Here is a 25,051-nt window from a genome sequence, read left to right as displayed (position 1 = left end):
ATAGGCGGCCCATCGAAGCTCGTCAATTTCCTAGGGCGCGTGTTCGGCGCATCACTACGGCGACGAACTGAGGGACAGGACGATGAAGCAGGCTCTGGTACTGGGGGCGACAGGCGGTATCGGCGGGGCGGTGGTCCGGTTGATGTTGGCGCGTGGTTGGCAGGTCACAGCCTTGGTGCGTGATCCGAAACGGGCGGCGACCACATGGGACGCGCCGGTCGTGCCGGATTGGCGGGCCGGTAACGCCATGGACCAGGAGGGCGTGGTTCGCGCGGCGGAAGGGACGGACGTCATCGTCCACGCCGTGAACCCGCCCGGGTATCGCGGGTGGGACCGGCTGGTCCTGCCGATGCTCGACAACACACTCGCGGCGGCACGAGGCGCAGGTGCCCGGATCGTCCTGCCGGGCACGGTCTACAACTACGACCCGGCCCTCGCCCCGGTCATCGACGAGACGACCCCGCAGCATCCGCGCGGGCGGAAGGGCGCGATCCGTGTGGAGATGGAGCGGCGCCTCGCCGAGGCTGCCCCGGAGGTGAGGAGCGTCGTCGTGCGGGCTGGCGACTTTTTCGGCCCCGGCGCCGGCCAAAGCTGGTTCGCGCAAGCCTTGGCGAAGCCGCCGCTGGATCGCATCGTCAATCCCGGAACTTCGGGCGTCGGCCATGCATGGGCGTACCTGCCCGACCTCGCCGAGGCCATCCTCCGCTTGCTCGATCTGCCGCCGGACCGCCTGCTGCCATGCGAGCGGCTCCAGTTCCCTGGCTACTATGACGCCGACGGCGGTGGGATGGTCGCTGCGGTCCGCCGCGCCTCGGGTCGCCCTGACTTGCCCGAGCGCCGCTTTCCCTGGAAGCTGATGCGGGGGCTTGCGCCGTTCGGCGGGTTCCCCCGGGAGGTCATGGAGGTTCGCCCGTTTTGGACACACGCGATGCGCCTCAACGGAAATCGTCTGACGGAACTCCTCGGCGATGTACCGTGCACTTCGTTAGACGCTGCGGTCACCGCTGCATTAAGATCTTGAGCGGATCGAAATGCCCGCCTCAATTTTCCCCTCAATCAGTTCGTTTCAAGTCCCCACGCTTTGGCAGAAAACCATCTTCGGTGCAGATCCTTGCTTTCGGTCAGCTTCAGCGCGAACGCCGGACGTCTGCTTCCTCCGTTCTGCGCCATAAAGCGGAAGGACGGCAAACCACCCAACCCAGCCATTCAGTGGCGCCCGCCAGCATGGCCGGAAGTGGCCGTAAGCGGAACGGCTGCTTCGGAGGCGGTCTGCTGGAAAAGCGGACGGCCTCTTATCGACCCACGGCAGCCGTACGGACACCCATAAGCACGCCCCGAAAGCAGACACCTTCGCCTCAGATCCGGGCCGTAAGCTTCCACGCTTCCGCCGTAAGCGAACGTTCAGACGGACGAACCGCAGGCCCTCACCGGGCCGAACGCGACCATCTACAACCGGCTTCGTGCCTTGGGCAGCTAAGGGGGCAAGGTCAGGTCGTTCGGGACGTTCACCCAAGCTGGCGGACCACTTCCCAGGTGCTATGCGACTCCGCCGCCAAAGGCCCAATGCTGCGCCTGACGGGCAAAAAGGGGAGCAAAGCCGAGATATCGGCTGCTCACGGGGTGGGCGCACAACCAAGATCCACGCCTTCACTGATCGCTTCTGCCACCCGCTCGCCTGTGGGATCGTCGGTCGGGACGGTCGGTCTATCAGTAATCGGGTGCCAAGTGCCGCATCGCCCGAACCTTGGCGGCGCGGACCGCTGGGCTGCGGACGAGTTCGTGACAGAACAGCAGCGGCATCGGTTTCAGCGCGTCATGAACTGCTCCGTCGCCTCGAGCCATGGACATAGTCTGCCGCGCGGCTGCTGCGCCGACGGCGTCGGCGAGTGTGGTCCAATCCTCCACTGATCCGTGCCCGCGCTGCAAGATCGCATTGCCCCATAGATGGCCCTGCTCGCGCAGGTACGGCACGTCCTGCCGGGTCAGACAGGCAGCCATCGCGTAACCCTCGACGTCTGCCCGAAGCGCGGCGCGTCGCGCTTCCGCGGCAGTTGAGGTGCTGAGAAGGGCCGCGCCGAGCACCGCCGCCCGGACAAGCCGCGTCGGCGAGAGAGGTCGACGAAGCATGTCACGGCTCCTCGACGGCTAGGTCCGTCGCCGGGAGCCATCCTACAACGGGCGCCTTGCCGCCTTGGTAGAGCGCCCGTACCCAGCCCTCCCGGCGCTCCAGCACCACGACCGCGTCGTCCGCCACAAGATAAGGGGTCCGTCTCGGGGCTTGGCCGAACTCGGTCCGGAGAGCGGCGCGTCGAGCGGTCACCAGTCCGACACCGCGCCAGTTCTCAAGTCGCACCCCTCGTTCCGGCACCTCCCGCGGCAGGGTGTAGGGCTTGTCTACCATGCTGCCCGCCGTCATCGAGCAGCCGCCATGGTCTTCCACCAGTCTCAGCTCTGCCCCCTCCGCCGTGAAGGTGAGGGTGCCGGCGATGCGCTCCGCCTCGCCTGGGTACCAAGTCTCGAGCGCCGCGCGGGGGCCGGACAGCGTGCCGCGTAGGAGGAAGATGCAGCTGAAGGACGGCATGCCGTTGATCCCGCCGCGCACGTCCGCGAAGACGCCCGACACGCTGCTGCCCCGCACCGCGAGGACGAGGCTGCCGTAACGACCCGATCGCGGTGCAGTCTCTGCCGCCGCGCCGCCGCCCTGGGCAAACGTCAGAGCAAGCAAGCTCGCAGTGCTGCCGCGCTTGACCCAAGTCCAGAGCTTCAAAAGTTCTTCTCCAGAACCTTGATCACAGCCTCGACCCGGTCCTTGAAGTCGGCCACGTTCGCGAAGGGGCGCCAGTTCACGTCGAGCACGCCGCCCTCGAACTTCAGGCCGTTTTGGTAGGCCGAGGCCGGGGCGGTCTTCTCGTCATAACGGATGCGAACCGTTTTAAGCTTCGCCCGCAGGGCATCACGGCCCATCTGGTCCTTGGTCACGTCCCGCAAACCCGCGGCCAGCGGTTCGAAGATCGTCGTCTCGAAGTAGCCCGGATCCGCGTAGTACGGCGCGTCACCCGGGATGGTGAGCTGATCCCACGCCACCTCGACCGGCACGGGGAAGCCTGCCGCCTCCTGAACCGCCTTTTCCTGCGCCGGGAAGCGGCCTTCACGATAGGCGGCGATCGCCCGGCGCTCGGCCAGCCCCAGTGTCGGTTCGGCCCAAGCGGCCGACACGCAGAGCAGGAGCGTGGCGGAAGCGAGCGCGTCGCGGCGTGAGAGCATGCGGTCGATTTCCCTCTGGTATGCCGGCCCGGACATCGGGCGCGGGGTGATGGAGCGGATGAGATGGTGGATGCCGCCGCGGCGTCGGGCGCCACCGAACCGGGCCGGTCGCCTCGACGGCGCGGGTGCTGGCCACGGGGACGCGCGCAGGGAAGAAGACGATGCTATCCGCATCGCGCAGCGCTTTGTCACGGTGGCGCACACGCAGGAACAGCCCAGCAAGAAGAGGGATGACATGCCAGGACGACCGTCCGCCCATGCGCGAAGCGTCGCTTCTGTCGCCTTTGCGGCCGCTGCCCTCATGGCTCAGCCGCTGTCGGCCGCACCGGTGAAGCCGGCCGGAGCCGCGCCGAGGCTCCCGGCCGACGCTCAGGCCTACGTGACGCGGCGAAGAGGCTGCAATCACTGGGGTGGCGAGGACGCCTACGACGAGGCTCGTGGTCGGGAGATCGCCGCCGCGGCGAAGGCGCTGCGCTGCGACGCCATCGACGCGGACGAGGCACGCTTGCGCCGCCGCTACGGAAAGGATCCAGCGGTCCTGAAGGCCTTCGACAGAGCGGACGGCGAGAGTGGCTGAGCGCGGCGCGGGACGGCCGGTGAACGAGCCCGTCAGCCGCCGAGTGAGGCGTCTGCTCCACGCGCCTCCCCTCGCGTTGCTCATCGGCCTCGGTCTCGCCCCGTTCTTCATCCTCTTTCCTCGCCTACCCGGCGGGCCGGAGGTCGGCCCAGCGCATGACCCGACCTCACAGCCCTTCGCGTTCTGGGCCGGTGCGGCCTTGCTCGGTGGCCTCGTGGGCACCCTCAACGGCGCGGCCCGACCACTGTACCGCGCTGCCGCGTTCATCTTTGGAGCGTCGCTCCTGTCGGTTCCTGCCTTGCGCCTGGCGCTCATGTCGGGCCTGCCGTTTCCACACAGGCTCGCTGTGTGGCTCGGACTCGATGGGGAATTCGCGATGGAGGCCGATCTATACGAGATCTGGCTGCTGTCGTGGCTCGTCTGCCTCGGCCTGATCGTCGTGGTCTGGCGCGGTCTGGTGCGGATCATACCGGTGCGGCTCGCGGAGGCGGCGGGCCACACGGAAACCACGTCGACCGGTCCCGATCCGTGCCCATAGGCGTGGACCCGGTCAGTGCTGGCGCTGGTTCACTTCCGTGTTGGACGGAGCGGTCCGTAGAAGCCGGTCCATTCCATGCCGAGTGTCTGGGCTCGCCGGGCCAAGATACCGGGCACCGACAGCAGGCTCATCACTGGCGAAGCGAGGATGTCCCGGTCGTTCAAGAGGCGTCCGACCTGTCGTCCCCGCCACCAGAGCAGGCCGAACAGCAGGGCGAGCATCAGGAGCAGGCCCCAGGTCACGAGATCCCACCCGAAGATGTAAAGACCGTAGGGTGGATTGAGGGCCGTACCGAGCCGAGACAGTCCGATGAGGACGATCGGCAACAGGACCAGAAAGCCCAGCAGCTCCAGCGGCAGCCGGCGGAACACGCGTAGAGCTGCGTTCAGATCCTCGACGGACACATAGTCGAGGGACAGCCGTGCATCGTTCCCAGCCCGTGTCATGGAGCCTCCTGGCTTCAACGTTGTCTCCGACGATGAGGTCGCACGACTCTAGGATAAAAGGGACGGGAAGGGATTTCCACCTCTCGGCCCGTCAGCGTGGTGCTGCGCCTGTCCCTCCCATGAGTCCGTGCAGCCTCTCGACGAAGGCTGTCGGAGATCGACCCATGCCGGTCGGCTGGATCGCCGACGCCGCTTCCGGTAAGCAGACATTCTTACGATCTCCGCTTAGATCAGATATTTTCTGCGATACCGCAACGTATGCCTTTCTTGCTCCCCGACACGGATCCCCCGGGCATCAAAAAGCGGGCGAAGTGGGCTGCTCTGGGGCTATACGCCATTGTATGTGCAGTTATATTGAGTTGGTACACTGTGAGGGTCGGTGACCCGAACTGGAAGAGCGCTATTTCAAGATTGAGCTATATGAATAACTGGCAACCGATCTGGCGACAATTATCGTGCGCTCTATCGGCAGCTTTACTTTTTGTTTGTGGTCTCATCGGCTTCTGGAAGGCCGCGCGGCCATTCCGTTCAAGCGAGGGCGTTGATGACCGAGCTAGATGGGACCGCTAAGGGGCGTCAGGAGGCACGGCGACATCCGCCTGGCTTTATCAGCGTTCCGAAACGGGACGGCGGTGGACCAAACAAAGCAGGCGTTACTATAGCGCGACCCATTCAAGACTCTCTCTCGAGCCAAGCCTTTTCCCGAAAGCGGCCATCGAGCGCATGACTTGATCTAACGACGCGCTGGCTTTGCAGAATGTGCAACCTTGGTCATACATCGGTAGCAATATTTCTCGCGGGCGCTATCGCTCCGCCACTAGCTGGCGGCATTCGTGGGCGAATATTATTTAACCAGCTGCGCAGTAATCTCGACCCAAAATTCTATGATAGATATGATCTAAATCGTCTTACAGACGTTAGAAGCAACTCGATGTCAGAGACAGGCTTCTTCGCCCCCCATTGGAAATCTCAGGACCTGGAATTAATCAATTGCTATCGCGGAAAAATTCGTGGGACGTTCGCTTTCGTAGTTTTTGCTTGGATATCAATTTTTGTGCTGTCAACGATATTCCTGTGCTGATTTGAATTTTTTGTCTTGGACCGGCCACCCGAAGCGCCATTGTGGATGGCTTTCCTGCCTCTGACCCATGTTAGCTAAGCGAATAGACATCGACGCCGCCCGACAGTCGTCATGCATGTGCCATCTGATGTTTTCAGCTCAAAGCTGGTTGCAGAGCTCAGATGCAGAACGAACGGGGTGGCGTGGGTGCTAAAATCAGCGATCAGAACATTGGTGCTCGCCGCGCTCGCTGGGGTGCTGTTCATTGCCGTCTTCTTCTACTTCCTCGTGCACGCGGGTTTGGGTAGGCCTGACTGCGATGCGGGGCTGTTCATGGGTACTTGTATCGAATGACGATCCGCTGAGGTTGTGAGCGATCCCTGCGGCTATGTCCGTTCCTATGCATCCGCCTTCCAGAAGCGGACAGGCGGCAAACCACCCACAGCAGACCTACCAAGCCTGGATCCAGCGTCAGATCCGAACCGCTGAGCTGGGTTCGCCTTTCAGCGAGTAGGGCTCGGCGCGCGATGACGTGACCGAGGGGATGAAGCGCGTCGAGGGCTTCGCATGCTCGCTGAAGACGAAGGGCGCCGCCGCCTCGTGCGCGAGGCCCGCAGCTGGATCGGCACGCCGTACCATCCCGGCGCCGACCTGCGCGGCGTCGGCGTCGATTGCGGCATGCTCCTCGTGCGCGTGTTCGTCGATGCCGGCCTCGTGCCGGCGTTCGACCCGCGCCCCTACCCGCAGGACTGGCACCTCCACCGCGACGACGAGCGCTACCTCGGCTTCGTGTTCGATCGCGCCGCCGAAGTCGTGCGCCCACAGCCCGGCGATGTCGCGGTCTTCCGCTACGGCCGCGCCTACGCCCACGGCGGCATCGTCACGGCGACCGCGCCGCTGACGCTGGTGCACGCCTTCTCGCCGGCCGAGGCCGTGATCGAGGAGCCGATCATGCGCAATCCCGTCCTCGCCGAACCGGGCCGGCACCCGCGCTTCTTCAGCCTCTGGGCCGCCCGCGCGACCGCCGAGGCCGACCAGGTCTGAGACCGCCATGAGCCTGTTCGGCGGCAAGAAGCGCACCGTCCGGCCGGACTACACCGGCCTGCAGGTCCAGACCGCCTCGAGCGCGCTGCCGATCCCGATCGTCTACGGGACCAACCGCATCGCCCCGAACGTCATCTGGTCCGACGGCTTCCAGACGCACGCGCAGCGCGGAAAGAAGGCGGGCGGCAAGGGCGGCGGCCGCCACGGCGTCACCGGCTACACCTACTCGACCTGGATCATGTTCGGCCTCGCCGAGGGGCCGGTCCAGGGCATCGGCGAGGTGTTCAGCGGCCAGTCGGTCACGCCCTTCCCGACCAACTTCCTCAGCCTCATCCCCGGCGACACCCCGCAGCAGCCCTGGGGGCCGGCGCTGGCCCGCTACCCGGCCGCCGCGCTGCCCTACAACGGCACCGCCTACCTCGCCTCGCCCTACTTCGACCTGGGTTCCAGCGCGACCATCTCGTCGATCGCCTTCGAGGTCGTCGGGCGGCTCGCCGGCACCGCCGGGCCGCTCGGGCAGGATGCCGACCCGGCCGCGCTGATCTCGGACTTCCTGACCAACGCGCAGTACGGTGTCGGCCTGCCGGCTTCCGCCCTCAGCGGCGCGGCCCTGTTCGGCGCCTCGGGCGACGCGTCCTACCAGACCTACTGCGCGGCCCTCGGCCTCGGGCTGAGCCCGGCGCTCACCGACTCCGAGACCGCCAACGCGATCCTGGCGCGGTGGCTGCGGCTGACCAACAGCGCGGCGGTGTGGTCGGGCGCGCGGCTCAGGATCGTCCCCTACGGCGACCAGGTCGTGACCGGGGTGACGCACACCGGTGCCAGTATCACCTACGTGCCCGACGTCGCGCCAATCTACGACCTCACGGACGACGACATCCTGGCCGCCGAGGGCGACGATCCGGTTCGGGTCGCGCGCAGCGATCCCTACGGCCTGCCCAACGTCCAGCGGGTCGAGTGCTCCGATCGCAGCCACGGCTACACCGCGACGACGGTCGAGGCGCGCGATCAGGGCGCGATCGAGCGCTACGGCCTGAAGGTCGGGGGGACCATCACCGCCCGCGAGATCTGCGCGCTTTCCATCGGCCGGCTCGTGGCGCAGCTCGCCCTGCAGCGCGCCCTCTACATCCGCAACACCTTCACGTTCCGCCTGTCCTGGGAGTTCTGCCTCCTGGAGCCGATGGACGTCGTGACTCTGACCGACGCTGGCCTCGGGCTCGCCCGGGCGCCGGTGCGCATCACGGCGATCGAGGAGGACGAGGACGGGCTGCTCACCGTCACGGCCGAGGAGTTCCCGCGCGGGACCGCGACCGCGGCGGCCTATCCTACGGTCGGCGCGATCGGATCGGCGGTCGACCGCGACCGGGCGCCCGCGCCAGTCAACGCTCCGCTCATCTTCGAGCCGCCCGCCGCGCTGACGGCCGGCGTGCCGCAGGTCTGGATCGCGGCCTCGGGCGCGAACGCCGACCCGTACTGGGACGGGGCGAACGTCTGGGTCTCGCGCGACGGCGCCAGCTTCGTCGAGATCGGCACGATCACGGGCCCGGCGCGCCAGGGCGTTCTCGCCGCAGATCTGGCCAGTCCCTCCGGGCCCAATCCCGATCGCGCCAACACGCTCGCGGTCGATCTCGGCCGATCCGGGGGCACGCTCGCCTCCGTGAGCGAGGCCGACGCGCGGGACGGCGTCACCCTTGCCCTCGTCGGCCAGGAACTGATGTCCTTCGCCACCGCGACGCTCACCGCGCCGCACGTCTACGCCCTGACCTATCTGGAGCGCGGGCTCTCCGGCTCGCCGGCCGGCGCGCACACGGCCGGGACCCCCTTCACCCGCCTCGACGAGGCGGTGTTCCGCTACAGCGTGCCGGCGGCCTATATCGGCATCCCGCTCACCCTGAAGCTGCAGGCGTTCAACATCTTCGGCGGCGCGGCCCAGGACCTCGCGACCTGCACGCCCTACACGGTGACGCCGGTCGGCTCGGGCCGGTTCGGTCCGGTCGCCGAGACGCTCGCCGTCGGCAGCGGCCCGGATCTGGGGCTCGCCTCGCAGGCCGCCACGCGGAGCGACGATTTCGGCCTCGCCTCCGACCCCTATCCCAACTTCCTCGACCTGGGGCTCGCCTCGTCATGAGCGTGCGCACGCAGTGGCTGCGGGACGCGTGGTCGTTCCTCGCGACCTTCGTTGGCCGACCGGGCGAGTTCGTCGTCGACACCACGAACTGGCGCCTCGTCGTCCACGACGGCGTCACGCCCGGCGGCCATCCGGCCGTCTCCGCGGGAGACCTGAAGGGCGGCGTGCCGGCCCTGGGCGTCAACACCGCCGCCGACACCACCAACCGCCTGGCGGTGAAGTCCGAGGCCGCGCTGCTCTCGTGGGACGAGGTCACCCCGGGGGCCGGCAACATGCGGCTGACCCTCAACAAGAAGGCCGCGGCCAACGACGCCGGTCTCGTGCTCCAGACCGGCTACGCCAGCCGGGTCCTGTTCGGCACGCTGGGCAGCGACGACCTGACCGTGAAGACGAGCCCGGACGGCACCGCCTTCCGGACGGCCATGACGGTCTCGGCGGCGACGGGCTATCTCGGCCTGTCGGGGGTGACCGAACCGGGCGCGCCGGTGCACGTCCAGGGTCTCGGCGCGAGGCCCGCCGTCCAACTCGACGCCTACGGGGGCGATGCCGCCGGTCATCACGGGCCCGTCGCCAACTGCCGCGCGCGGGCCGCGCGCGGCGCGCCGGGCGCGCCGCTGCCGCTCAAGGCGACCGACACACTCCTCGGCCTGTTCGCGGCCGGCTACCACTCTGGAGGCGCCTACACGGCCGAGGCCGTCGCGCTGCTCGGCGTTGCCGAGGAGGATCTCACGGCGACGGCGCAGGGCACCTGCCTGGATGTCCAGACCACGGCGCCGGGCACGGCCGCGCGCCGGTCAGTGGTGAAGGTCCGTGGCAACGGCGCGCTGGAGCTGCAGCCGCTCTCCGCGGAGCCCGCGGGCGGCGTGCAGGGCCAGATCTACGCGGACAGCACCCTGACGGCGCTCCGATGGCACGACGGCGCCTCCTGGAGCCGGATCACCAACTTCGCCAAGGCCGCCGCGTCGACGAACTTCGACAACTACGTCCCGGCGGATGCCTGGACGAAAGTCCAGTTCAACACCACCGACAGCAACGACCAGGGCGCGTTCGACGCGGCGAAGAACCGCTTCGTCGCCCTCGAGGCCGGCCTGCACGGGTTCGACGTCGCGCTGACCTACAAGCGGAACGGGTCCAGCGCGCCGACGGCGCTGGAGGTGCAGCTCTACCGGAACGGCGCGGCGGCCGGGCGCGGGCGCGCTGCCGCGACCGGCGCGCTCGTCGACGGCGTCAGCGCGGTCAACCTCGCGTCGGTCCTGAAACTGGCGGCGAAGGACACCGTCGAGGTCTTCGTGCGGTTCACCGGCGCCGACGGCTACGTGGCTGCGGCCGACTCCTTCTTCGGTGCCCGACAGCTGCCGTGATCGCCCCCAGCCGTCGGTACGGCAGCGGTCCTCATCCGACGCTCGGACAGGAGTCTCCCATGGACCTCTCACCCCTCGGACGCGCGGCCCTGGCGGCGCGCGAAGGCTGCCGGCTGCGCGCCTACCGGGACAGCGTCGGCGTCTGGACGATCGGCCGGGGCCACACCAGCGCCGCCGGGCCGCCGGCCGTGATCGACGGGATGACCCTCACCCAGGCCGAGGCGGACGCGCTCTTTGCCGCCGATCTCTTGCCCTACGTCGCGTCCGTGCGCGCTGCGCTGGCCAAGCCGGTGCCGCAGCCATTCTTCGACGCCTGCTGCTCGCTGTGCTTCAACATCGGCCAGGCGAATTTCGCGCACGCGAGCCTCGTGCGCCTGGCCAACGCCAGCGATCTGCCGCACGCCGTCGAGGCCTTCCTGCTGTGGGACCGGCCGACCGCGATCCTGGCGCGCCGGCAGGGCGAGCGGGACCAGGCTGCGCTGCCCACCTACGGCCTCGTCTACGCCCGCCGCGGGGATCCCGCGCCGGTGCGGGCGCCGGAGCGACCGGCACTCGCCGCGCCGGCGCGGCCCGACCCGCTCGTGCCGATGACCGGCACGGCCGACGCGGCGGCGGAGTCCTGGTGGCTGCGCCTGCGCGACGCCATCCGCCACAACATGCAGACGGGTGCCTGACCATGGGATTCCTTGCCCTCCTCCCGACGCTGCTCGGCGCGCTCGGCCCGATCCTCGCGAAGGTGCTGCCCGACGAGGGTCAGCGCCTGCAGGTGCAGCTGGAGTTGCAACGCGCGCTGATCGAGCAGCAGGGCGATCTCGGCCGGGCCATGGCCGAGGTGATGAAGGCCGATGCCGGCTCGGAGAGCCCGCTCGCCCGCAACGCCCGGCCGATCACCGTGCTCTGGGCGCTGGCGATGATCACCTGGGTCGGCGTGGTCTCGCCCATGGTCGGCCTGCAGGTGGAGGTGGTCGCCGCGCTCAAGGGCGTGCCGGCCGAGCTGTGGTCGCTGCTCACCGTGGGCATCGGCGCCTACATGCTGGCCCGCTCGGTCGACAAGATCGTGCCGCAGGTGGTCGGGTCGAAGGGTTGATTCCCGGACCGTCGGGCGCGCGGTCGTGACGGACGAGACCCCACCCCGGGCGCGGACAGCGCGGCCGGGTCGCGTCGAGCGAAGGACCGCGGCCATGACGGATCACCTGCCCGAATGGATCGGGCGCCTGATCGAGCGCGTGGAGGCGACCGGGCGGCAGATGGACGCGCTCGGGGGCAAGCTCGACCGCATGGACGAGAAGCTGGAGGGCGTGGCCTACCGGCGCGACATCGAGCACTTCGTGGTCCGCGATGAGATCGAGCGGCGGATCGACAAGGCGGTCGACGGCGCGAAGGCGGAGGCCGCCAAGGGGCTGGCCGAGGTCGCCGGGCAGGTGCGGGACCTGCGCAAGATCGGCTGGGGCCTGGCCTCGGCGGCGCTACTGGCCTTCGGGGGGATCGTGCTGGCGAAGATCGGGCTGGCGGGCCGGTGAGCCGGATCGACGACTGAACCGCGCTGCCATCCTGCGCGTAGACCGGGCCTCGACACTCCCCAGCGAGATCACCTCGAACCGCCCGGCACCGGCCGGGGCGATATTTCGCGACACTCGACCCTCAAATGAGGGGGTACGGCTCAAGTTCTGCCGTTACTGTGGTGGCAGCCCGAGACCCAAACCTTCAGCCCCGCCGGCACCGCCGCGCGGGGTTTTCTCACATCGTGCTCCGCTCTTCAGACGCGCTCTAATTGCAGGTCAGCTTCCGGCCTTCGGCCATGCCGACCTTCCGGTAGTGTTCCAGACCGGACTTGATCGCTCGGCCGATGACCGCTCGGCGCACGTCCGGATTGCAGCGCAGATATTCCATCTCGTTGAAAGCGTAGTCGCCACGCCCGCCCCGCGAGCCTCGGTCATAGTCACGATCGTAGTCGCGGCGGTCACGGTCGCCGTAGCCTCGATCGCCATAGCCCCGATCTCCGTAGCCCCGATCACGGGGTCCGTAGTCGCCGCGATCGTAGCCGTAGTCGCGTCCGCCGTATGGCTGCGCGAAGGCCGGAGCGGCTCCGCTGAGTAGCGCTAGGCCAAGGACGGTCGCCGAGATCACCTTCATGTCGTGCTCTCCGTTGTTGCGAGGCGTGAACGCTTTCAAAGGTGGGTGGTTCGATTTGCCTGGGCGAGCGTCGAGTCCTCGCTCCCAGCGTCACTACCGTTGGAGGGCTTGTCTTTCCGTGCTCTTCACCCACTCTCAGTGTCAGGTTTGGCGGGATTCCTCCCTTGTCGGTGCCGAGCCTGAGAAGCCCGCCCGGTCCGCCGGCGCGGGCTTTTTCGTGGCCGATCGCCGCAATCAACTGTCCACCATCCGATGCAGCAAGATGGGCCAAACGGGCGCCGTCTCCGTTCTGGGGGCCATGAGCCTCCCCGGCCATTCTCAAAAGGGTCTCGTGAGGTCCGGCTCGGATGCGATGGCGGATCTGTCCGACGCCGTCTTCGTCGAACGATGGCGCCTTATCACGGGCGAGCCGCCTGCTATCCTGCTGAGTTCCCGTACCGAGATGCTGGCGCTGCTCGTGGAATGCACCCCTGCGGCGTCGCTCGATCTAGCCGTCCCGGCTTGGGACTACTCCGAGGCCAACAATCGCACGAGCAGGTAACCGCCGCCGGCCATCGTGACGCCGAGCCAAGTTGCGTATCGGCTCGGCTCTTCGAACCGGCGCTGGCGCTTTGGGTTAGCTGCGTGGGGGGTATCCGTTCACGGAGGCGTGAGTGCCCCGCTACTTCTTCGACATCAATGACGGCCGCAACGAGCGCGACGAAGTGGGCTTTGAGTGCGCTGACCTTCAGGCTGCGGTCAGGCACGCCAAGCAGGCGCTTCCCGAGATCGCGGCCGATGAGGTGCCTAGAGATGGCCAGCGGCATGCCCTGACTGTCCTGATCAGGGACGAGAACGGCCAAGCCGTCTATCTGGGCGCCCTTGCCTTCACGGGAACATGGTTGCTCGCTTAGTGCCTCAGCGAGACTCGGCTCACACGCTGGTGAGATCGGACGTTCCCCCTGCGCTCAGTGAATTCACGAGGCACTCCCTCGTTAGTTCATGTGTCGGCGCCACTCCCGCCTCTCCCGCTGGGCTAGCTTGCGTCCCAGGGCCATCAGCAGTGCGTCCGCACAAGCTTTCAACTCTGGATCCTTCAGGTCTGCGATCGCTTCCTGCGCGGTGATGGCGTGCTCAGCGGCCCGCTCCAGCTGCTCTTCCGCCAAGCATAGCTCCTCCGCTTCAAGGGCGCCCTCGTTCATCCTCAGTTGGGTGACGTCGACAAGGATTCCGCGGCCACTTTGAGGCCTACCAACATGGTCTCTGGTGAAGCGTCCGCGCGCCAGCACCCACCGCATCTGGCCATCGACAGATTTCACTCGATGTTCCGCAAGATAAGCGCCGCCTTCCCGCGCACAACCGCAAAACAGCGCCGCTATACGCTCTTGCTCACAGCCGTGGATACTCTGGATGAAGCATGTTAGCGGCAAGCCTTCTGCCGCCTGATCTGGGTCTAGATTGAACAAGAGCGCAACTACAGCGTCAACGCGGATCCGGTCAGTCGCAGCATCCCAAGTCCAAGAACCAATTACGTCAAGCTCGTCGAGTGCAATTTGGAACGCTGAAGTGGGATAGTGTATATTATCACACAGAAATTTGCTCACCGCTGATCCCATGGCAAATCAAAGCGACCCCCAATCTATTGATCGATAATCAATCAACCTCAAGTGAGGCGATACAAATTTGTGCAACTGTCGCGTGCTGGAGGTAGCCCATCAAGCTAGGTCGCCGACGCGAATGTATACAAGATCAGCAGCATCTACCCATGATGGAATACAAAATGGGATCGAAGTCACCGCCTGTGCGCAAAACTTCCCATGGAGAGCGCGGCGAGAACGAGGCATTTGAGCACAGGGTTTCTCAGCGGCCTCCGGCAGGACGACACCTTGTAACGCGGATCGCTGAAGCATTACAGCTCCCAGAGCAAGTACTGTATGCGCCTGCTCATAAAGTAACGCCGTACCAAGCCAGTGAGAGCAAAGCGGCCATCAATCCTGCGGTTGAGTGCGATGCGCTTCTGAGCGCATACAACCGTATCCAAGATCCCGAAGAGCGGCGCCGCGTCCTTCTGCTTGTACAAGAGGCGGCTGATCAAGCCTGATTTTGCTGGCACGCTCCCCCGCCCCGTGAGCAGATCGGGGCGGGGCCGAGCGGGCTAGGGCAGGTAGCTTTCCTCAACGGAATGTGCGGATCCAGTGTGGGCCGATCTCGATGTAGAGACGTCGTCCGCGCTGCTCACAACGATAGCGCCATTCCAACGCGATCAGGTCCATAGCCTGGTCGATACGGGCGGCCGCCAGCGGCTCGGAGCAGCCGATTTTGATGACGTTGAGAAGTTGAAATTTCGGGTCGGCCATGCCGTAGCGGCCCGCGATTCGCTTCATGTCCTTGTCGATCGCGATCAGAACCGCTTCGTTGAGCTGTGCCGCTTTCGCCACGAGGTAGTCATCAGAGCCCGGCGAAAGCGCGGCGCCGTGGCGGATGGCTTCATAGCCACTTTGCTCGAAGGTTCGTGCGACGGAGACAGGTACGCCCTCATCAAGGAGGACGCGGAAGACAGGCTGTTCGGCGACGGCCCTAAGCGGCGGCGTCGTGGGCCAGGGCCGCTTCAACGTCGCGCTCCGTCAGCGTCGGGTACTCTTCGATGATCTGCTCGACCGTGTAGCCGGCGTCGGCATAGGCCTTGATGCTTGCGACCTGAATCGCGGTCCCCGCGATCACCGGGTTGCTCCTCGCGACCCCGCGCACGCTCTGGACCTTCCCGTAGTTGTCGGGGTTCCGCGTGCGCAGCTGTCGGACGTTTCGCTCCATGTCCGCTCGCACGATCTCGAGCGGGATGCTGAGCACGCCCTGGCCTGTCGTGACCTCCTCACGCCGTCCTGTCTCGGGATGGTTGAAGACCACGCGCTTGTTGAGGACGTAAAGGGTCGTCCGCGCCCAGACATCGTCGCCCAGGTCGGCGAGCTCTGCCTTCACCTCACGGAGATGCTGCAGCGAGACGCCGCTATCATTCCGTAGGCGATCCAGCACCTGCAGGCAGATGAGATCTCGGAAGGAATAGAGGCGCGTCTCCTCCCCCTCGCTGAGTTCGACCTTCAGGCTCGGCTCGAAAAAGGACGTGCGTCTCCAGTACCTGAGCTGCGTCAGGCTGATGCCCGTCAGGCGCTGCGCTTCGTCCTCGGTGAAGGCAGCGATGACGGTCCTGGATCCACCCGTCGCCATGAGGAGAGACATACTCTGAGTTGAGAGCAGCGCAAATGGGCGCGGCGTCACGCTGCACCGAACGTCAGGTCCGCCGTCGCCTCCTGGCGCGACCAGATCGAGCGCTTTGAAGCCGTCATCAGCCCGTGGCATGTGAGGCCATGACCTATCGTGTTGAATTCCGCAGAGACGGCGCTGTCATCGGCGAGGCCGAGGGGCTTGAGGATCGAGCTGCGGCCAAGCGGCTCGCGGAAGCAGAGATCGCCCAACGCGACGCCGAGATCGCACTCGTGATCGACGTGGATGGGACAGGAATGGAGGTCGCGTCCATCAGGCGGGATGCCATGAAGTGGGACGACGAGTAAGGACACCGCCAGGTCGCTTCTGCGGCTACCGGACGAAGCCCGGTCAGACCTAGGGGCCGCCGGTCTGGGAGTGCGCGGCCAAGGTGCGCGGCTGAAGCGGCCATTCCCACAAGAGCTTTTAAGATGGCGGGTCGGGTCCGCACCGAAGGGCGATGGGCGCAAGAACCCGACCTGCCTGCCGCAAACCGGTTGGGGACGGGCTTTGCGACAGGCCGGTGATCACATCCGCCGGTTACAGCATGATTTCAGCCTGGGGCTGCAACTGACATCAGATCGCGCCCGGCGCCAACGGCACCCCGGTCAGAGCGCTCCAAGCCCTTGGCCCAGCGCACCGTTTTGGCGGCCCTTTCCAATCTGGCGACCATTCGGCCGTACCCCGCCGGCCATGTTTGACCTCCCGCCCGCCGTCGCCGCTTGGCGCGACCTGATCCCCGCGGGTTGTGCTATGAGGCTCCGCCTGCCGATGGCCAGCCCGAGTTCCGCCGCTAAGAAGCGTCCTTTAATCACGGGGAGCGGGATAATCGCGCGCTCCCTAGCTCGACCTCCCAAGAGGGCACGATACTTTATTGCGCGATCTAATCTGGGGCCGAATAACTAATCTACGTAAAAATCCGCGATATTAAACGGCCAAACGAACTCAAATGATGGATGAATCCACGATAAGAATCTGCTAAATGCAGCTCTCGAAACAGACGAGGGCCTTGATGCGCGACTCAGCCTTGGTGGCCCTGGAGGTTTTGGTAGTGCCTCCAGATGTCAGCCCAACACCTGAGACGCTCATCCTCCGCGAGCACATCCGCCGGATCCTGCGCAAGCTCCCGTGCCCCGCGGCCAGCGCTCAGTACAGCTGAAGGGAGCGAAGCACGACGCCATCGGCGGTGTGGATCTCTACGCACCATCGCTCGTCAGGATCGGCCAATTCGCCCCGCGCGCGCATCTCGGCGATCAGCTGCGTCGCCTCGGCCACGGCAACCTCGATCGAGCTAGCCAATACACCCTCCTCGTCCTCGATGACCTCGCCCGGCCCCCTCAGACGGAAATGGTATCGCTCTGCCATGTCGCTCCTGCTCACGCCGTTGGGACAGCACTTCAACGGCGCGAGGGTTAGCATTTGATGGACAGACCACTTGATATGGCTGCCACACCAAGCTGATGAACACGGAGATGCGTTTGCATCCGGGAGGAGCCCTGCCACCGGTCTGGGAGTTCGTAGCCAAGAGGCGCGGCTGACGATCAGCCCTGCAAGCTCTCGGCGAAGTCGTCGGGGATCTCGCCCCACTGGCCGAGGATCGTGACGCCCTCCAGCTCGCCGGTCTCATCGTCGGCCACCACCTTCAGCGCCGCCGCGCCCGGCATCCGCTTGGCCAGGTTCTCAGCCTTCTTCACCGCCCCGCTCTCGGTCTGTGCCGGCTCCTGCCGGGCCGGCCGCAGCCGCTTCCGGTGGACTTCGAAAGGCTGCACCACGAACGCCGTCTTCGTCTCCTCCTCCGGTCGGCCTCGGTAACGTTAAGGCCCGCTCGCTATTGCTGATTCTGGGAGCCTTCCACACCGATCCCCCGCTATCCGAGCCGCCGCTGATCAGACGGTTGAACCGCGATCCCCCCTGCGCTTTGTTCCCAGTCTGTTCTAGCCGGGAATCGGAACGCGATGCACGCTCTCCCGCATGAGCCACCTGTGGAGTTTCGTCTCACCGAGGCAGAGGCGATCGCGCTCCACTACTACCAGTCCGCACATCGAGATGGCTGGGCGGCCCTCGTGCAGGCGATCGCCGACGCCCTTGCCGACATCGATGCCGCGGAGCGCCACATCGCGGACCATGGGCGACTTGTCTCCGACGGTTACGCACGCGGTCGCGTCTCCGCAGCCTGAACCATATGTCAGTACACCGCATCGACGACCTGCTGGTCCGCAGCCCTGAAGCCGTCCGCGTCCCGCTGATCGGGCAGGCCCTGTGCGCCGGCTTCCCGTCGCCGGCCGACGACTTCCTGGAGGGCGCGCTCGAGCTGCCCCGCTGGCTCGTGCCGAACCCGCCCGCCACCTTCCTGTGGCGGATCAGTGGCTCGTCCATGGAGGGCGCCGGCATCTACGACCGCGACCTCGCCTGCGTCGATCGCAGCCTCAAGGCGGGCCACGGCAGCATCGTCGTTGCGGCGGTCGACGGCCAGATGAGCTGCAAGCGCCTCGTGATCGACGGCAACGTCGCCCGGCTCGCCTTCTGCAACCCGGACCTGCCCGCCTTCGCGGTCGACGAACTCGGCGAGGGCGTAATCTGGGGCGTGGTCCGCTTCTCGATCCGCTGGCACGTCGCCCGCGGGCAGCTCTCGTGAGCACGCCGGAAGCCCGCCGGCGCGACCGGATTGGCGGCGGCCGCGCCGTGGCGCTGATCGACGGCAACAGCTTCTATTGCTCCTGCGAGCGCGTGTTCGACCCGAAGCTCGCCGCGGTCCCGGTGATCGTGCTCTCGAACAACGACGGCTGCGCCATCGCCCGCACCAGCGAGGCCAAGGCGCTCGGCATCAAGATGGGCGACCCGTACTTCAAGATCCGCGAGATGTGCCGGGCGCAGGGCGTGCGGGTGTTCTCGTCGAACTACACCCTCTACGGCGACATGTCGGGGCGGACCAACACGGTCTACCGCCAGTTCAGCCCGCAGGTGGAGATCTACTCCATCGACGAGAGCTTCCTGAACCTCTCGGACGTGGCGCCGGCCTTGAGAGTCGAGCTCGCGCGGGACCTGCGCGCCACGGTCCGGACCTGGACCGGAATCCCGACCTGCGTCGGCATCGGCCCGACCAAGACGCTGGCCAAGCTCGCCAACCACATCGCCAAGACCGTGCCGGTGCTGGAGGGTGTGTGCGACCTGACCGACCCGACAGCCTACGCTCACTGGCTGTGCCGGGTCGACGTCGCCGAGGTCTGGGGCATCGGCCGGGCGTCGCTCGCCAAGCTCCAGGCGATGGGCGTGGAGAGCGTGGCGGATCTGCGCGACCTCGACCCGCGGCCGGTGCGCAAGGGCCTGACCGTGGTGGGCGAGCGGATCATCTACGAACTGCGCGGCGCGGCCTGCCTGCCGCTGGAGATGGTGCCGGCGCGGCGGAAGGGGTGCGCGGTCACGCGCTCGTTCTCGAGCCGGATCACCGAGCGGGCGGTGCTGGAGGAGGCGGTGGCGGCGCACGCGACGCGGCTCGGCGAGAAGCTGCGGCGCGAGGGGCTGGGCACAGACCACGTCACGGTCTTCTACCACACGAGCGAACACGACCGGGACGAGCCGATGCGCTCGGTCTCGACCACCGTGCAACTGCCGGAGCACAGCTCGGACACGCTGGTGCTGATCAAGGCGGCGCGGCATGGGGTTGCGCGGACCTGGCGCGATCCGGGCGATCGGCCGTGGCGGTACTCGAAGGCCGGGATCGTCACGAACGACCTCTTGCCGCTGTTGCACAGCCCCCGAGCGCTGTTCGGTGCGCTGGACCGCGAGCGCACGGGCCCGCTAATGGCGGCGATGGACGCGTGCAACGCGCGCTGGGGCCGCGGCGCGGTGGTGCCAGCGCGCGCGGGGCTGGTGAGCCGGCGCGACTGGAACACGAAGTTCGAGATGCGCACGCCGCGCTACACCACGCAGGTCGGCGAGCTGTCGGTCGCCTACGCATGAACCGTCACAGAACTTGGGCGACCGCTATGGGTGGAAAGCTTCTGGTCTGCTCATCGATTGGCAGCCCGGTAAGCTGCCGTCGTCCCAGCCATGGTCGTGCTCGGAAGGGGCTCAGGCTTTCGCGACGACTGGAAGCCGGAAGGGCGCTCCGAGCCGATTGAATGCGTTCATCGCCGCGATGGCAATCGTGAGATCCACGAGATCCTTTGGCGTGAAAGCCGCGCTTGCGGCCGCATAGGCTTCGTCAGAAGCGTGCGTCTCGCTTACCAGCGTGACTTCCTCCGCCCAGGCAAGCGCGGCGCGGTATTGGTCGGAGAACAGCTGGGGCACCTCGGCCCAAACCGGGACCAGGGCGACCTTCCCAAACGGCATCGTCTTCAAGAGGTCACGGGTATGTAGGTCGATGCAATGCGCGCAGCCGTTGATCTGCGACACGCGCAAGAAGACGAGGTGGATCAATTCGTGGGGTAGGCCGGTGCCCGTGGTGATGTAGTGGTGAATGCCGAAAAGCGCCCTCGCGCCCTGCGGCGCCACCTCAGTCCAGACCAGCCGCTTGTTCTGACTCATGACGGATCCCAGTGCTCGGAACGCCGGCGATCGACGTTCGAAGCTACGACGAGCTGGCCCGCAGAGATGTGACATGCCACGCCACATTCCTACTCGACAGGCAGACACGTGGCTCGTTCAAGTGGCTCGTTCACGCTCGGACGTCCGCTTCGGAGCAGTCTCTCCGAGGCATCGCCGACCGACCTGGGTCGAAAAGAGGCCGTTTGCTCCAGGAAATTGTCGTGGCGAAACGAACATTCATGGGCGAGGGGTTCGACTTCCCTTCGCTCATGTCACATCTGCCGACACCGTCTCGTCTCTGTCGATGACGCGCGTTTCATGATCCTGACGTGCCAGGTGCGCGCGCGTCCCATGGAAGGGATGACGATGACTGCTGTAGTACCTGCCGATGCCAGACGAACCGGTCCGGGATACGTTGGCTCTTCGCGTGTGCGAGGAGAGGAGTTGGTGCCATCGCGCTACATGGTGCGGGTCGGTAAGATCGATGTGCTTGTTGTCAGCGATGGAGTGCTGCCGCTCCCGACCAAGATGTTGGGACACAACGTCGATACGGCCGAAAGGGCGGCGTGGCTCAACGACATGTTTCTGCCGTCGGACGCGTTCGACTGGTCGCTGAACGTGGTTGTCGTCCGCAGCGGCGGCCAGACCATCCTCATCGACGCCGGCTTGGGGCTGGACCCGAACCTGAACATGCCGCGGGCCGGGCAACTGGTCAGGCGACTGGAGGCCGCTGGCATTGATCTCGCGGCTGTGACCGACGTGGTGCTCACTCACATGCACATGGACCATGTCGGCGGGCTCCTCGTTGACGGAGTGAAGGAGCGGCTGCGCTCGGATCTGCGGATCCACGTGGCGGCTGCCGAGGTCAAATTCTGGGAGGCGCCTGACTTCACGCAGGTCGACATGCCAGAGGGGTTTCCTGATGCGCTCAGAGCGGCCGCTAAGCGGTTCGCGCAAGAGTACCGCAATCAGCTGCGACTGTTCGACGAAGAGTACGACGTCGCGCCGGGGGTGATGGTCCAGCGCACCGGCGGTCACACTCCCGGGCACAGCGTGGTCCGCCTTTCATCCGGCGGCGATCGGCTTACATTCGCCGGCGACGCCGTGTTCGCGGTCGGATTCGAGCATCCCGACTGGCACAACGGCTTCGAACACGATCCCAAGGAGGCGGCTCGCGTTCGCGTTCGGCTTCTGCGGGAATTGGCGGCGACCGGCGAGCAGTTGATCGCCACGCACCTGCCGTTCCCGTCCGTCGGCCGGGTTGCGGCTGATGGCGACGCTTTTCGGTGGGTTCCCGTGTTCTGGGACTTCTGAGTGCATGGAGCCCGTGCTGGCCCGGTCGTCCGTTGAACACGGGAGTTCGCGCACGGGTGCCTCATCGACAATCGTTCATCCTCGGGATCGGGATCGGTCCTGAGGATGCGCCTCCGTCGGCTCGTGCACCGTCCCGGCAGGTTTGAACTGAAATGGCTCCTTCCCACGGCTGCCCCGGTCCCGAGCATCCCACAAGGTCAAGCCCTCGCTAGGCCCAAGTCGGGCGCATTGATCTTCCACGCCGATGTCACACTGCAAGGGGCGCTCCTCGTCATGACCGCGCCCGTCCCAAAGGGATTGGAGCTGAGATGGAGCGTCACATGAAGATCGTCGTCATCGGCGGCACTGGGCTGATCGGCTCGCAGGTCGTCGTCAACCTGAGGAGCGCCGGCCACGAGGTGCTCGCGGCCTCGCCCAATACGGGGGTGAACGCTGTCACGGGCGAAGGACTCGCGGATGCGTTGCAGGGAGCCAGCGTCGTCGTCGACGTCGCCAACGCGCCGTCCTTTGCTGACGATGCGGCGATGGACTTTTTTGTCCGCGCCGGACGGAACCTCGCGACGGCAGAGAAGGCTGCGGGCGTCAGGCACCACGTGGCGCTCTCGGTGGTCGGGACCGAGCTCCTGCTCGACAGCGGTTACTTCCGCGCGAAGCTGGCCCAGGAGGAACTGATCGCCTCGGCGGGCGTGCCCTGGACGCTGGTCCGCGCCACGCAGTTCTTCGAGTTCGTCGGCACGATTGCGGGAGCGGCTATCATCGACGGCGTCGCCCGGGTGACCTCCGCCTCGATCCAGCCGATTGCATCGGCCGATGTAGCCGCGAAGGTCGCTGAGGCCGCGCTCGCACCACCTCGTAACGGCATGATCGAGATTGCCGGTCCTGAGCGGCTGCCGATGGCCGAGCTGGTGAAGCGCCACTTCGACGGCATCGGCGAAACGCGTGACGTCATCACGGACGACACCGCTCCCTATTTTGGAGTGCTCCTCGAAGATCGCTGGTTGACACCCACTGGTGACGCTTGGCTGTCAAAGCGGCGCTACAGCGACTGGCTGGCCGCGCAGCCGAAGCGCGTGGCCTGAGGTATGCTGCCGATGGATGCGGCCTACGTCTCGGCGCTTTCCGCGCTTGCGGGTTCCAGCATTGGCGCGATGGCCTCCTTCGCGACGACATGGCTGACGCAACACAGCCAGGAGCGAGCAACTCTGCTGGTGCAGGACCGCGCGCGACGGGAAGCCCTCTACGGCGAGTTCATTCGGGAGGCGTCGACCTTGTTCGGCGACGCCTTCCAGCATGACCTCAAAGATCCGGCCAAACTTGTGAACCTGTATGCCATCGTAAACAAGATCCGGCTCTTCGGCGGTTCGGAAACGCTCGAAGAGGCGGAGCGTGTCATGCAACGCATCGGCGAGACTTACTTCGCCCCGCATAAGAGTCTCTCGTCCTTTGCCGACATCCACCACGCCGGCGACCTCGATCCACTCTGTACCTTTTCCAAGGTATGCCGCAGGGAGCTCGCAAGCGCCCGGCGGTGAGACTCATTGAGGCATCAGCTCTCCCGCTGCCCCTCCGAACAGCCTTGCCATACGTTCGAGCTTGTCCGGGTTGCGGGTGAAGTAGATGCCGATGATCAGGCCGCCCTGGATATCGAGGGCCACGGTCTGGAGGGTTCCGCCCGGCTCCAGGCTGAAATAGCCCGGCAGGCCATCGATCCAGAGGTCCTGCAGCTTCTGGGCATGCTGGATCCACGACTTCCGCGCAGCTCCCTCAAACATACGCATGACCTTGTCGATGCCGATGATAGGCCGCGGGAATGCGTGTACCTTCCCGCCACCATCGGAGTGCACGATGACCGCTTCCGCGAGCATGCTGCGAAGCGCCGCGACGTCGCCTGTCGCTGACGCCTCGAAGAAGGCTTTAGCGATGCGTGTTCCCTCCTCCCTGTCGACGGGGAAGCGCGGACGTGCCGACTGCACGTGCCTCCTCGCTCTGGCTGCGAGCTGACGGACCGCTGGCGGCTCACGCTGAAGTGTCGCCGCGATTTCCCCAAGCGGAACCGCGAAAACGTCGTGCAGGAGGAACGCGGCCCGCTCCAGAGGAGAGAGCCGCTCCAAGGCGAGCATCAGTGTGAGTGTTATGTCATCGCCAGAGGCGTCGTCCGGAGCCATGGCGACGGGCTCGGGCAACCAAGTTCCGAAGTATGTCTCTCGCCGTGCGCGGGCGGACTTCATGACGTCCAGGCAGAGCCGCGTCACCGTGCGTGACAGGAATGCTCCGGCCGACGATACACCAGCATGGTCGACGTACCGCCAGCGGAGCCAGGCGTCCTGCACGACATCCTCGGCCTCACCGAATGAACCGAGCATGCGGTATGCGAGCCGGACAAGCCGCGTCCGCTCCTGTTCGAAGATGAGGGTCGGATCATCAGTGGTCGGCATGGCGAAGCGACCAAACGCTGAGGGCGACCGCAAGAAGCGCAGGAAGTGTCACCGCAGGGAAGTCACGGGGCAGCACCTCCGGTCCGCAAATGCCCACTGCAACCTCCCAGAAATGGAATAGCGCGTGCCCTGAGAGCCAGATTGCAGCCATGCTCCAAAGCAGAGCACGCGAATCGGGCCTCGCCGCCCCGTAGAGAAATCCCGTACCGATCAGCACGAAGATCAGGCCGATATCGCGTAAGAAATGCTGATTGAATGGCCCTGTCGAGGTCACGCCTGGCACCGCGAAGTACCAATTTTCAGGCGAGGCCAGCATGAAGATGCCGTTGCCGGTTAATCCTACGCCGAGCAGGCCAGCCAAAACCGGAATGAAATGGCTCATCGCACTCTCTCCTCGTGATCGGTCCACGAGGGTGACGACGCACGAACGCGGGATGTGACATCGGTTGAAAAGAATCTCGAGGCTGTCGTCAAAGCCTCGGCCTTGCACAGCCCATCGCGCCAAACTCGCGCCGACTGCCGCTAACCGCTCGAACGTCCGATTTCAGCCCCACAGCGAGAAACCGCCCTCACCCCGAGCCGAAGTTGGCGGACCACTGACGAGCGACCGCTTTGGAGAAGCGCCGACGACGATGCGAGCGGCTAGATTGGGTCGTTTGCTGCTCCGGGTATCGTGTCGCGTTCGCCCACCGTCTGACGTGGGTCGTTTGCTGCCCGAGGCCAGCGCATCTCATTGCGACGCTCGCCACCGTGCCCAGGTCTGACGCGTCTTGCTGACGGCGAGACCGTTCGCCTCGAGCGGCGGCCAGGGTTCGTTTGGAGGTCGGGGTGCCGCCGGGTGGTTTGACAATCCGACACCTAAGCCATTGATGCTAGCGGAGCGGTTTGCCGCCGATTTGATAGCTAAATGCTTGGTTCAAAGCGAAAAAGCGGGGCATCATAATCCTTGTGTCGGGGGTTCAAATCCCTCCCTCGCTACCAACAGTT

At 66.0% G+C, this 25,051-nt stretch carries 31 protein-coding genes; 18 read left to right on the top strand and 13 right to left on the bottom strand.

What is annotated here, in order from left to right; translation table 11 throughout:
• Positions 1-82 precede the first annotated feature (82 nt).
• Positions 83-1,021 (top strand): NAD(P)H-binding protein, encoded by a 939-nt coding sequence (locus tag BMY19_RS05615; protein ID WP_100251109.1) that lies wholly within the window; start codon positions 83-85, stop codon positions 1,019-1,021.
• Positions 1,022-1,707: 686 nt separating this feature from the next.
• On the opposite strand, the gene BMY19_RS05610 is transcribed toward BMY19_RS05615, so the two are convergent.
• The 3 genes from BMY19_RS05610 to BMY19_RS05600 are packed head-to-tail and all read right to left on the bottom strand — an operon-like array spanning position 1,708 to position 3,264.
• The gene (locus BMY19_RS05610) at positions 1,708-2,127 is read right to left on the bottom strand and encodes a hypothetical protein (RefSeq protein ID WP_100251108.1); all 420 of its coding nucleotides are present in this window, start codon (positions 2,125-2,127) and stop codon (positions 1,708-1,710) included.
• A gap of 1 nt (position 2,128) precedes the next feature.
• A complete protein-coding gene (locus tag BMY19_RS31130; protein WP_210186880.1) occupies positions 2,129-2,767 on the bottom strand; it encodes a hypothetical protein in 639 nt (212 codons plus the stop codon).
• Positions 2,764-3,264, bottom strand: a complete 501-nt coding sequence (locus tag BMY19_RS05600) for a hypothetical protein (protein ID WP_100251107.1) — start codon at positions 3,262-3,264, stop codon at positions 2,764-2,766. The genes BMY19_RS31130 and BMY19_RS05600 overlap by 4 nt, the downstream gene beginning before the upstream one ends.
• On the opposite strand from BMY19_RS05600, the gene BMY19_RS31230 reads away from it, so the two are divergent.
• Positions 3,263-3,841: a hypothetical protein gene (locus tag BMY19_RS31230; RefSeq protein WP_244526830.1), complete on the top strand. Its 579-nt coding sequence runs from the start codon at positions 3,263-3,265 to the stop codon at positions 3,839-3,841. The two genes, BMY19_RS05600 and BMY19_RS31230, sit on opposite strands and share 2 nt — an antisense overlap.
• 19 nt (positions 3,842-3,860) lie before the next feature.
• The gene (locus BMY19_RS05590; protein ID WP_139215620.1) at positions 3,861-4,379 is read left to right on the top strand and encodes a hypothetical protein; all 519 of its coding nucleotides are present in this window, start codon (positions 3,861-3,863) and stop codon (positions 4,377-4,379) included.
• Between the two features lie 29 nt (positions 4,380-4,408).
• Here the strand turns inward: BMY19_RS05590 and BMY19_RS05585 are convergent, their stop codons facing one another.
• A complete protein-coding gene (locus tag BMY19_RS05585; protein ID WP_043759045.1) occupies positions 4,409-4,825 on the bottom strand; it encodes a hypothetical protein in 417 nt (138 codons plus the stop codon).
• Between the two features lie 1,627 nt (positions 4,826-6,452).
• Here BMY19_RS05585 and BMY19_RS05580 point away from each other — a divergent pair.
• From BMY19_RS05580 to BMY19_RS05555, 6 genes are all read left to right on the top strand, one after another.
• Positions 6,453-6,929, top strand: coding sequence for a C40 family peptidase (locus BMY19_RS05580; RefSeq protein ID WP_100251105.1), 477 nt, complete (start codon positions 6,453-6,455; stop codon positions 6,927-6,929).
• 7 nt (positions 6,930-6,936) lie between these two features.
• Positions 6,937-9,057 carry a phage tail protein gene (locus tag BMY19_RS05575; protein ID WP_100251104.1) on the top strand — a complete coding sequence of 707 codons (2,121 nt, stop codon included), beginning with the start codon at positions 6,937-6,939 and terminating at the stop codon, positions 9,055-9,057.
• Complete coding sequence (locus BMY19_RS05570; protein WP_100251103.1) at positions 9,054-10,418, top strand: hyaluronate lyase N-terminal domain-containing protein; 1,365 nt, start codon at positions 9,054-9,056, stop codon at positions 10,416-10,418. Before BMY19_RS05575 ends, BMY19_RS05570 begins: the two co-directional genes overlap by 4 nt.
• 59 nt (positions 10,419-10,477) lie before the next feature.
• Positions 10,478-11,092: a lysozyme gene (locus tag BMY19_RS05565; RefSeq protein ID WP_100251102.1), complete on the top strand. Its 615-nt coding sequence runs from the start codon at positions 10,478-10,480 to the stop codon at positions 11,090-11,092.
• 2 nt (positions 11,093-11,094) lie between these two features.
• Positions 11,095-11,505 (top strand): 3TM-type holin, encoded by a 411-nt coding sequence (locus tag BMY19_RS05560; protein ID WP_100251101.1) that lies wholly within the window; start codon positions 11,095-11,097, stop codon positions 11,503-11,505.
• Between the two features lie 94 nt (positions 11,506-11,599).
• Complete coding sequence (locus BMY19_RS05555) at positions 11,600-11,938, top strand: hypothetical protein (RefSeq protein WP_091678545.1); 339 nt, start codon at positions 11,600-11,602, stop codon at positions 11,936-11,938.
• 247 nt (positions 11,939-12,185) lie between these two features.
• Here BMY19_RS05555 and BMY19_RS05550 read toward each other — a convergent pair whose 3' ends face one another.
• Positions 12,186-12,551, bottom strand: coding sequence for a hypothetical protein (locus BMY19_RS05550; RefSeq protein WP_076728973.1), 366 nt, complete (start codon positions 12,549-12,551; stop codon positions 12,186-12,188).
• 118 nt (positions 12,552-12,669) lie between these two features.
• Between BMY19_RS05550 and BMY19_RS05545 the strand changes: the two genes are divergently transcribed.
• On the top strand, positions 12,670-13,092 hold the full coding sequence (locus tag BMY19_RS05545) for a hypothetical protein (RefSeq protein WP_139215619.1): 423 nt from the start codon (positions 12,670-12,672) through the stop codon (positions 13,090-13,092).
• A 112-nt stretch (positions 13,093-13,204) separates the two neighbouring features.
• On the top strand, positions 13,205-13,444 hold the full coding sequence (locus BMY19_RS05540) for a DUF6894 family protein (protein WP_100251099.1): 240 nt from the start codon (positions 13,205-13,207) through the stop codon (positions 13,442-13,444).
• Positions 13,445-13,525: 81 nt separating this feature from the next.
• Here the strand turns inward: BMY19_RS05540 and BMY19_RS05535 are convergent, their stop codons facing one another.
• From BMY19_RS05535 to BMY19_RS05520, 3 genes are all read right to left on the bottom strand, one after another.
• Positions 13,526-14,134, bottom strand: a complete 609-nt coding sequence (locus BMY19_RS05535; RefSeq protein WP_244534841.1) for a PAS domain-containing protein — start codon at positions 14,132-14,134, stop codon at positions 13,526-13,528.
• Positions 14,135-14,704: 570 nt separating this feature from the next.
• Positions 14,705-15,142, bottom strand: coding sequence for a DUF5615 family PIN-like protein (locus BMY19_RS05525; protein ID WP_091678556.1), 438 nt, complete (start codon positions 15,140-15,142; stop codon positions 14,705-14,707).
• Complete coding sequence (locus tag BMY19_RS05520; RefSeq protein WP_244534840.1) at positions 15,108-15,752, bottom strand: DUF433 domain-containing protein; 645 nt, start codon at positions 15,750-15,752, stop codon at positions 15,108-15,110. The genes BMY19_RS05525 and BMY19_RS05520 overlap by 35 nt, the downstream gene beginning before the upstream one ends.
• Positions 15,753-15,892: 140 nt before the next feature.
• On the opposite strand from BMY19_RS05520, the gene BMY19_RS05515 reads away from it, so the two are divergent.
• A complete protein-coding gene (locus BMY19_RS05515; RefSeq protein WP_091678572.1) occupies positions 15,893-16,096 on the top strand; it encodes a hypothetical protein in 204 nt (67 codons plus the stop codon).
• 838 nt (positions 16,097-16,934) lie between these two features.
• On the opposite strand, the gene BMY19_RS05510 is transcribed toward BMY19_RS05515, so the two are convergent.
• Complete coding sequence (locus BMY19_RS05510; RefSeq protein ID WP_091678575.1) at positions 16,935-17,153, bottom strand: DUF6894 family protein; 219 nt, start codon at positions 17,151-17,153, stop codon at positions 16,935-16,937.
• A gap of 176 nt (positions 17,154-17,329) precedes the next feature.
• Positions 17,330-17,560 (bottom strand): hypothetical protein, encoded by a 231-nt coding sequence (locus BMY19_RS05505; RefSeq protein ID WP_091678578.1) that lies wholly within the window; start codon positions 17,558-17,560, stop codon positions 17,330-17,332.
• Between the two features lie 210 nt (positions 17,561-17,770).
• Here BMY19_RS05505 and BMY19_RS05500 point away from each other — a divergent pair, with 210 nt between their 5' ends.
• Genes BMY19_RS05500 through BMY19_RS05490 form a run of 3 tightly spaced genes read left to right on the top strand, consistent with a single transcriptional unit; the run spans position 17,771 to position 19,748 of the window.
• Complete coding sequence (locus BMY19_RS05500; protein ID WP_091678581.1) at positions 17,771-17,965, top strand: hypothetical protein; 195 nt, start codon at positions 17,771-17,773, stop codon at positions 17,963-17,965.
• Positions 17,966-17,970: 5 nt separating this feature from the next.
• Positions 17,971-18,423: a LexA family protein gene (gene umuD, locus BMY19_RS05495; RefSeq protein WP_091678584.1), complete on the top strand. Its 453-nt coding sequence runs from the start codon at positions 17,971-17,973 to the stop codon at positions 18,421-18,423.
• Positions 18,420-19,748 carry a Y-family DNA polymerase gene (locus tag BMY19_RS05490; RefSeq protein ID WP_100251097.1) on the top strand — a complete coding sequence of 443 codons (1,329 nt, stop codon included), beginning with the start codon at positions 18,420-18,422 and terminating at the stop codon, positions 19,746-19,748. Before umuD ends, BMY19_RS05490 begins: the two co-directional genes overlap by 4 nt.
• Positions 19,749-19,859: 111 nt before the next feature.
• Here the strand turns inward: BMY19_RS05490 and BMY19_RS05485 are convergent, their stop codons facing one another.
• Positions 19,860-20,315 carry a carboxymuconolactone decarboxylase family protein gene (locus BMY19_RS05485; protein ID WP_091678589.1) on the bottom strand — a complete coding sequence of 152 codons (456 nt, stop codon included), beginning with the start codon at positions 20,313-20,315 and terminating at the stop codon, positions 19,860-19,862.
• A gap of 462 nt (positions 20,316-20,777) precedes the next feature.
• Here BMY19_RS05485 and BMY19_RS05480 point away from each other — a divergent pair, with 462 nt between their 5' ends.
• The 3 genes from BMY19_RS05480 to BMY19_RS05470 all read left to right on the top strand — a co-directional run bounded on the left by BMY19_RS05480 (position 20,778) and on the right by BMY19_RS05470 (position 23,161).
• Positions 20,778-21,629 (top strand): MBL fold metallo-hydrolase, encoded by an 852-nt coding sequence (locus tag BMY19_RS05480; RefSeq protein ID WP_244534846.1) that lies wholly within the window; start codon positions 20,778-20,780, stop codon positions 21,627-21,629.
• A 320-nt stretch (positions 21,630-21,949) separates the two neighbouring features.
• The gene (locus tag BMY19_RS05475; RefSeq protein WP_170862911.1) at positions 21,950-22,708 is read left to right on the top strand and encodes an SDR family oxidoreductase; all 759 of its coding nucleotides are present in this window, start codon (positions 21,950-21,952) and stop codon (positions 22,706-22,708) included.
• A gap of 12 nt (positions 22,709-22,720) precedes the next feature.
• Positions 22,721-23,161, top strand: coding sequence for a hypothetical protein (locus BMY19_RS05470; protein ID WP_091678895.1), 441 nt, complete (start codon positions 22,721-22,723; stop codon positions 23,159-23,161).
• Between the two features lie 3 nt (positions 23,162-23,164).
• On the opposite strand, the gene BMY19_RS05465 is transcribed toward BMY19_RS05470, so the two are convergent.
• A complete protein-coding gene (locus BMY19_RS05465; protein ID WP_091678597.1) occupies positions 23,165-24,064 on the bottom strand; it encodes a sigma-70 family RNA polymerase sigma factor in 900 nt (299 codons plus the stop codon).
• A complete protein-coding gene (locus BMY19_RS05460) occupies positions 24,051-24,446 on the bottom strand; it encodes a hypothetical protein (RefSeq protein ID WP_091678599.1) in 396 nt (131 codons plus the stop codon). Before BMY19_RS05460 ends, BMY19_RS05465 begins: the two co-directional genes overlap by 14 nt.
• Positions 24,447-25,051: the final 605 nt, after the last annotated feature.

It is taken from the genome of Methylobacterium sp. UNC300MFChir4.1 (assembly GCF_900110155.1).
GTDB lineage: Bacteria > Pseudomonadota > Alphaproteobacteria > Rhizobiales > Beijerinckiaceae > Methylobacterium.
The sequence above is the reverse complement of the archived record's forward strand: the minus strand, read 5'-3'. Positions and strand labels throughout refer to the sequence as shown.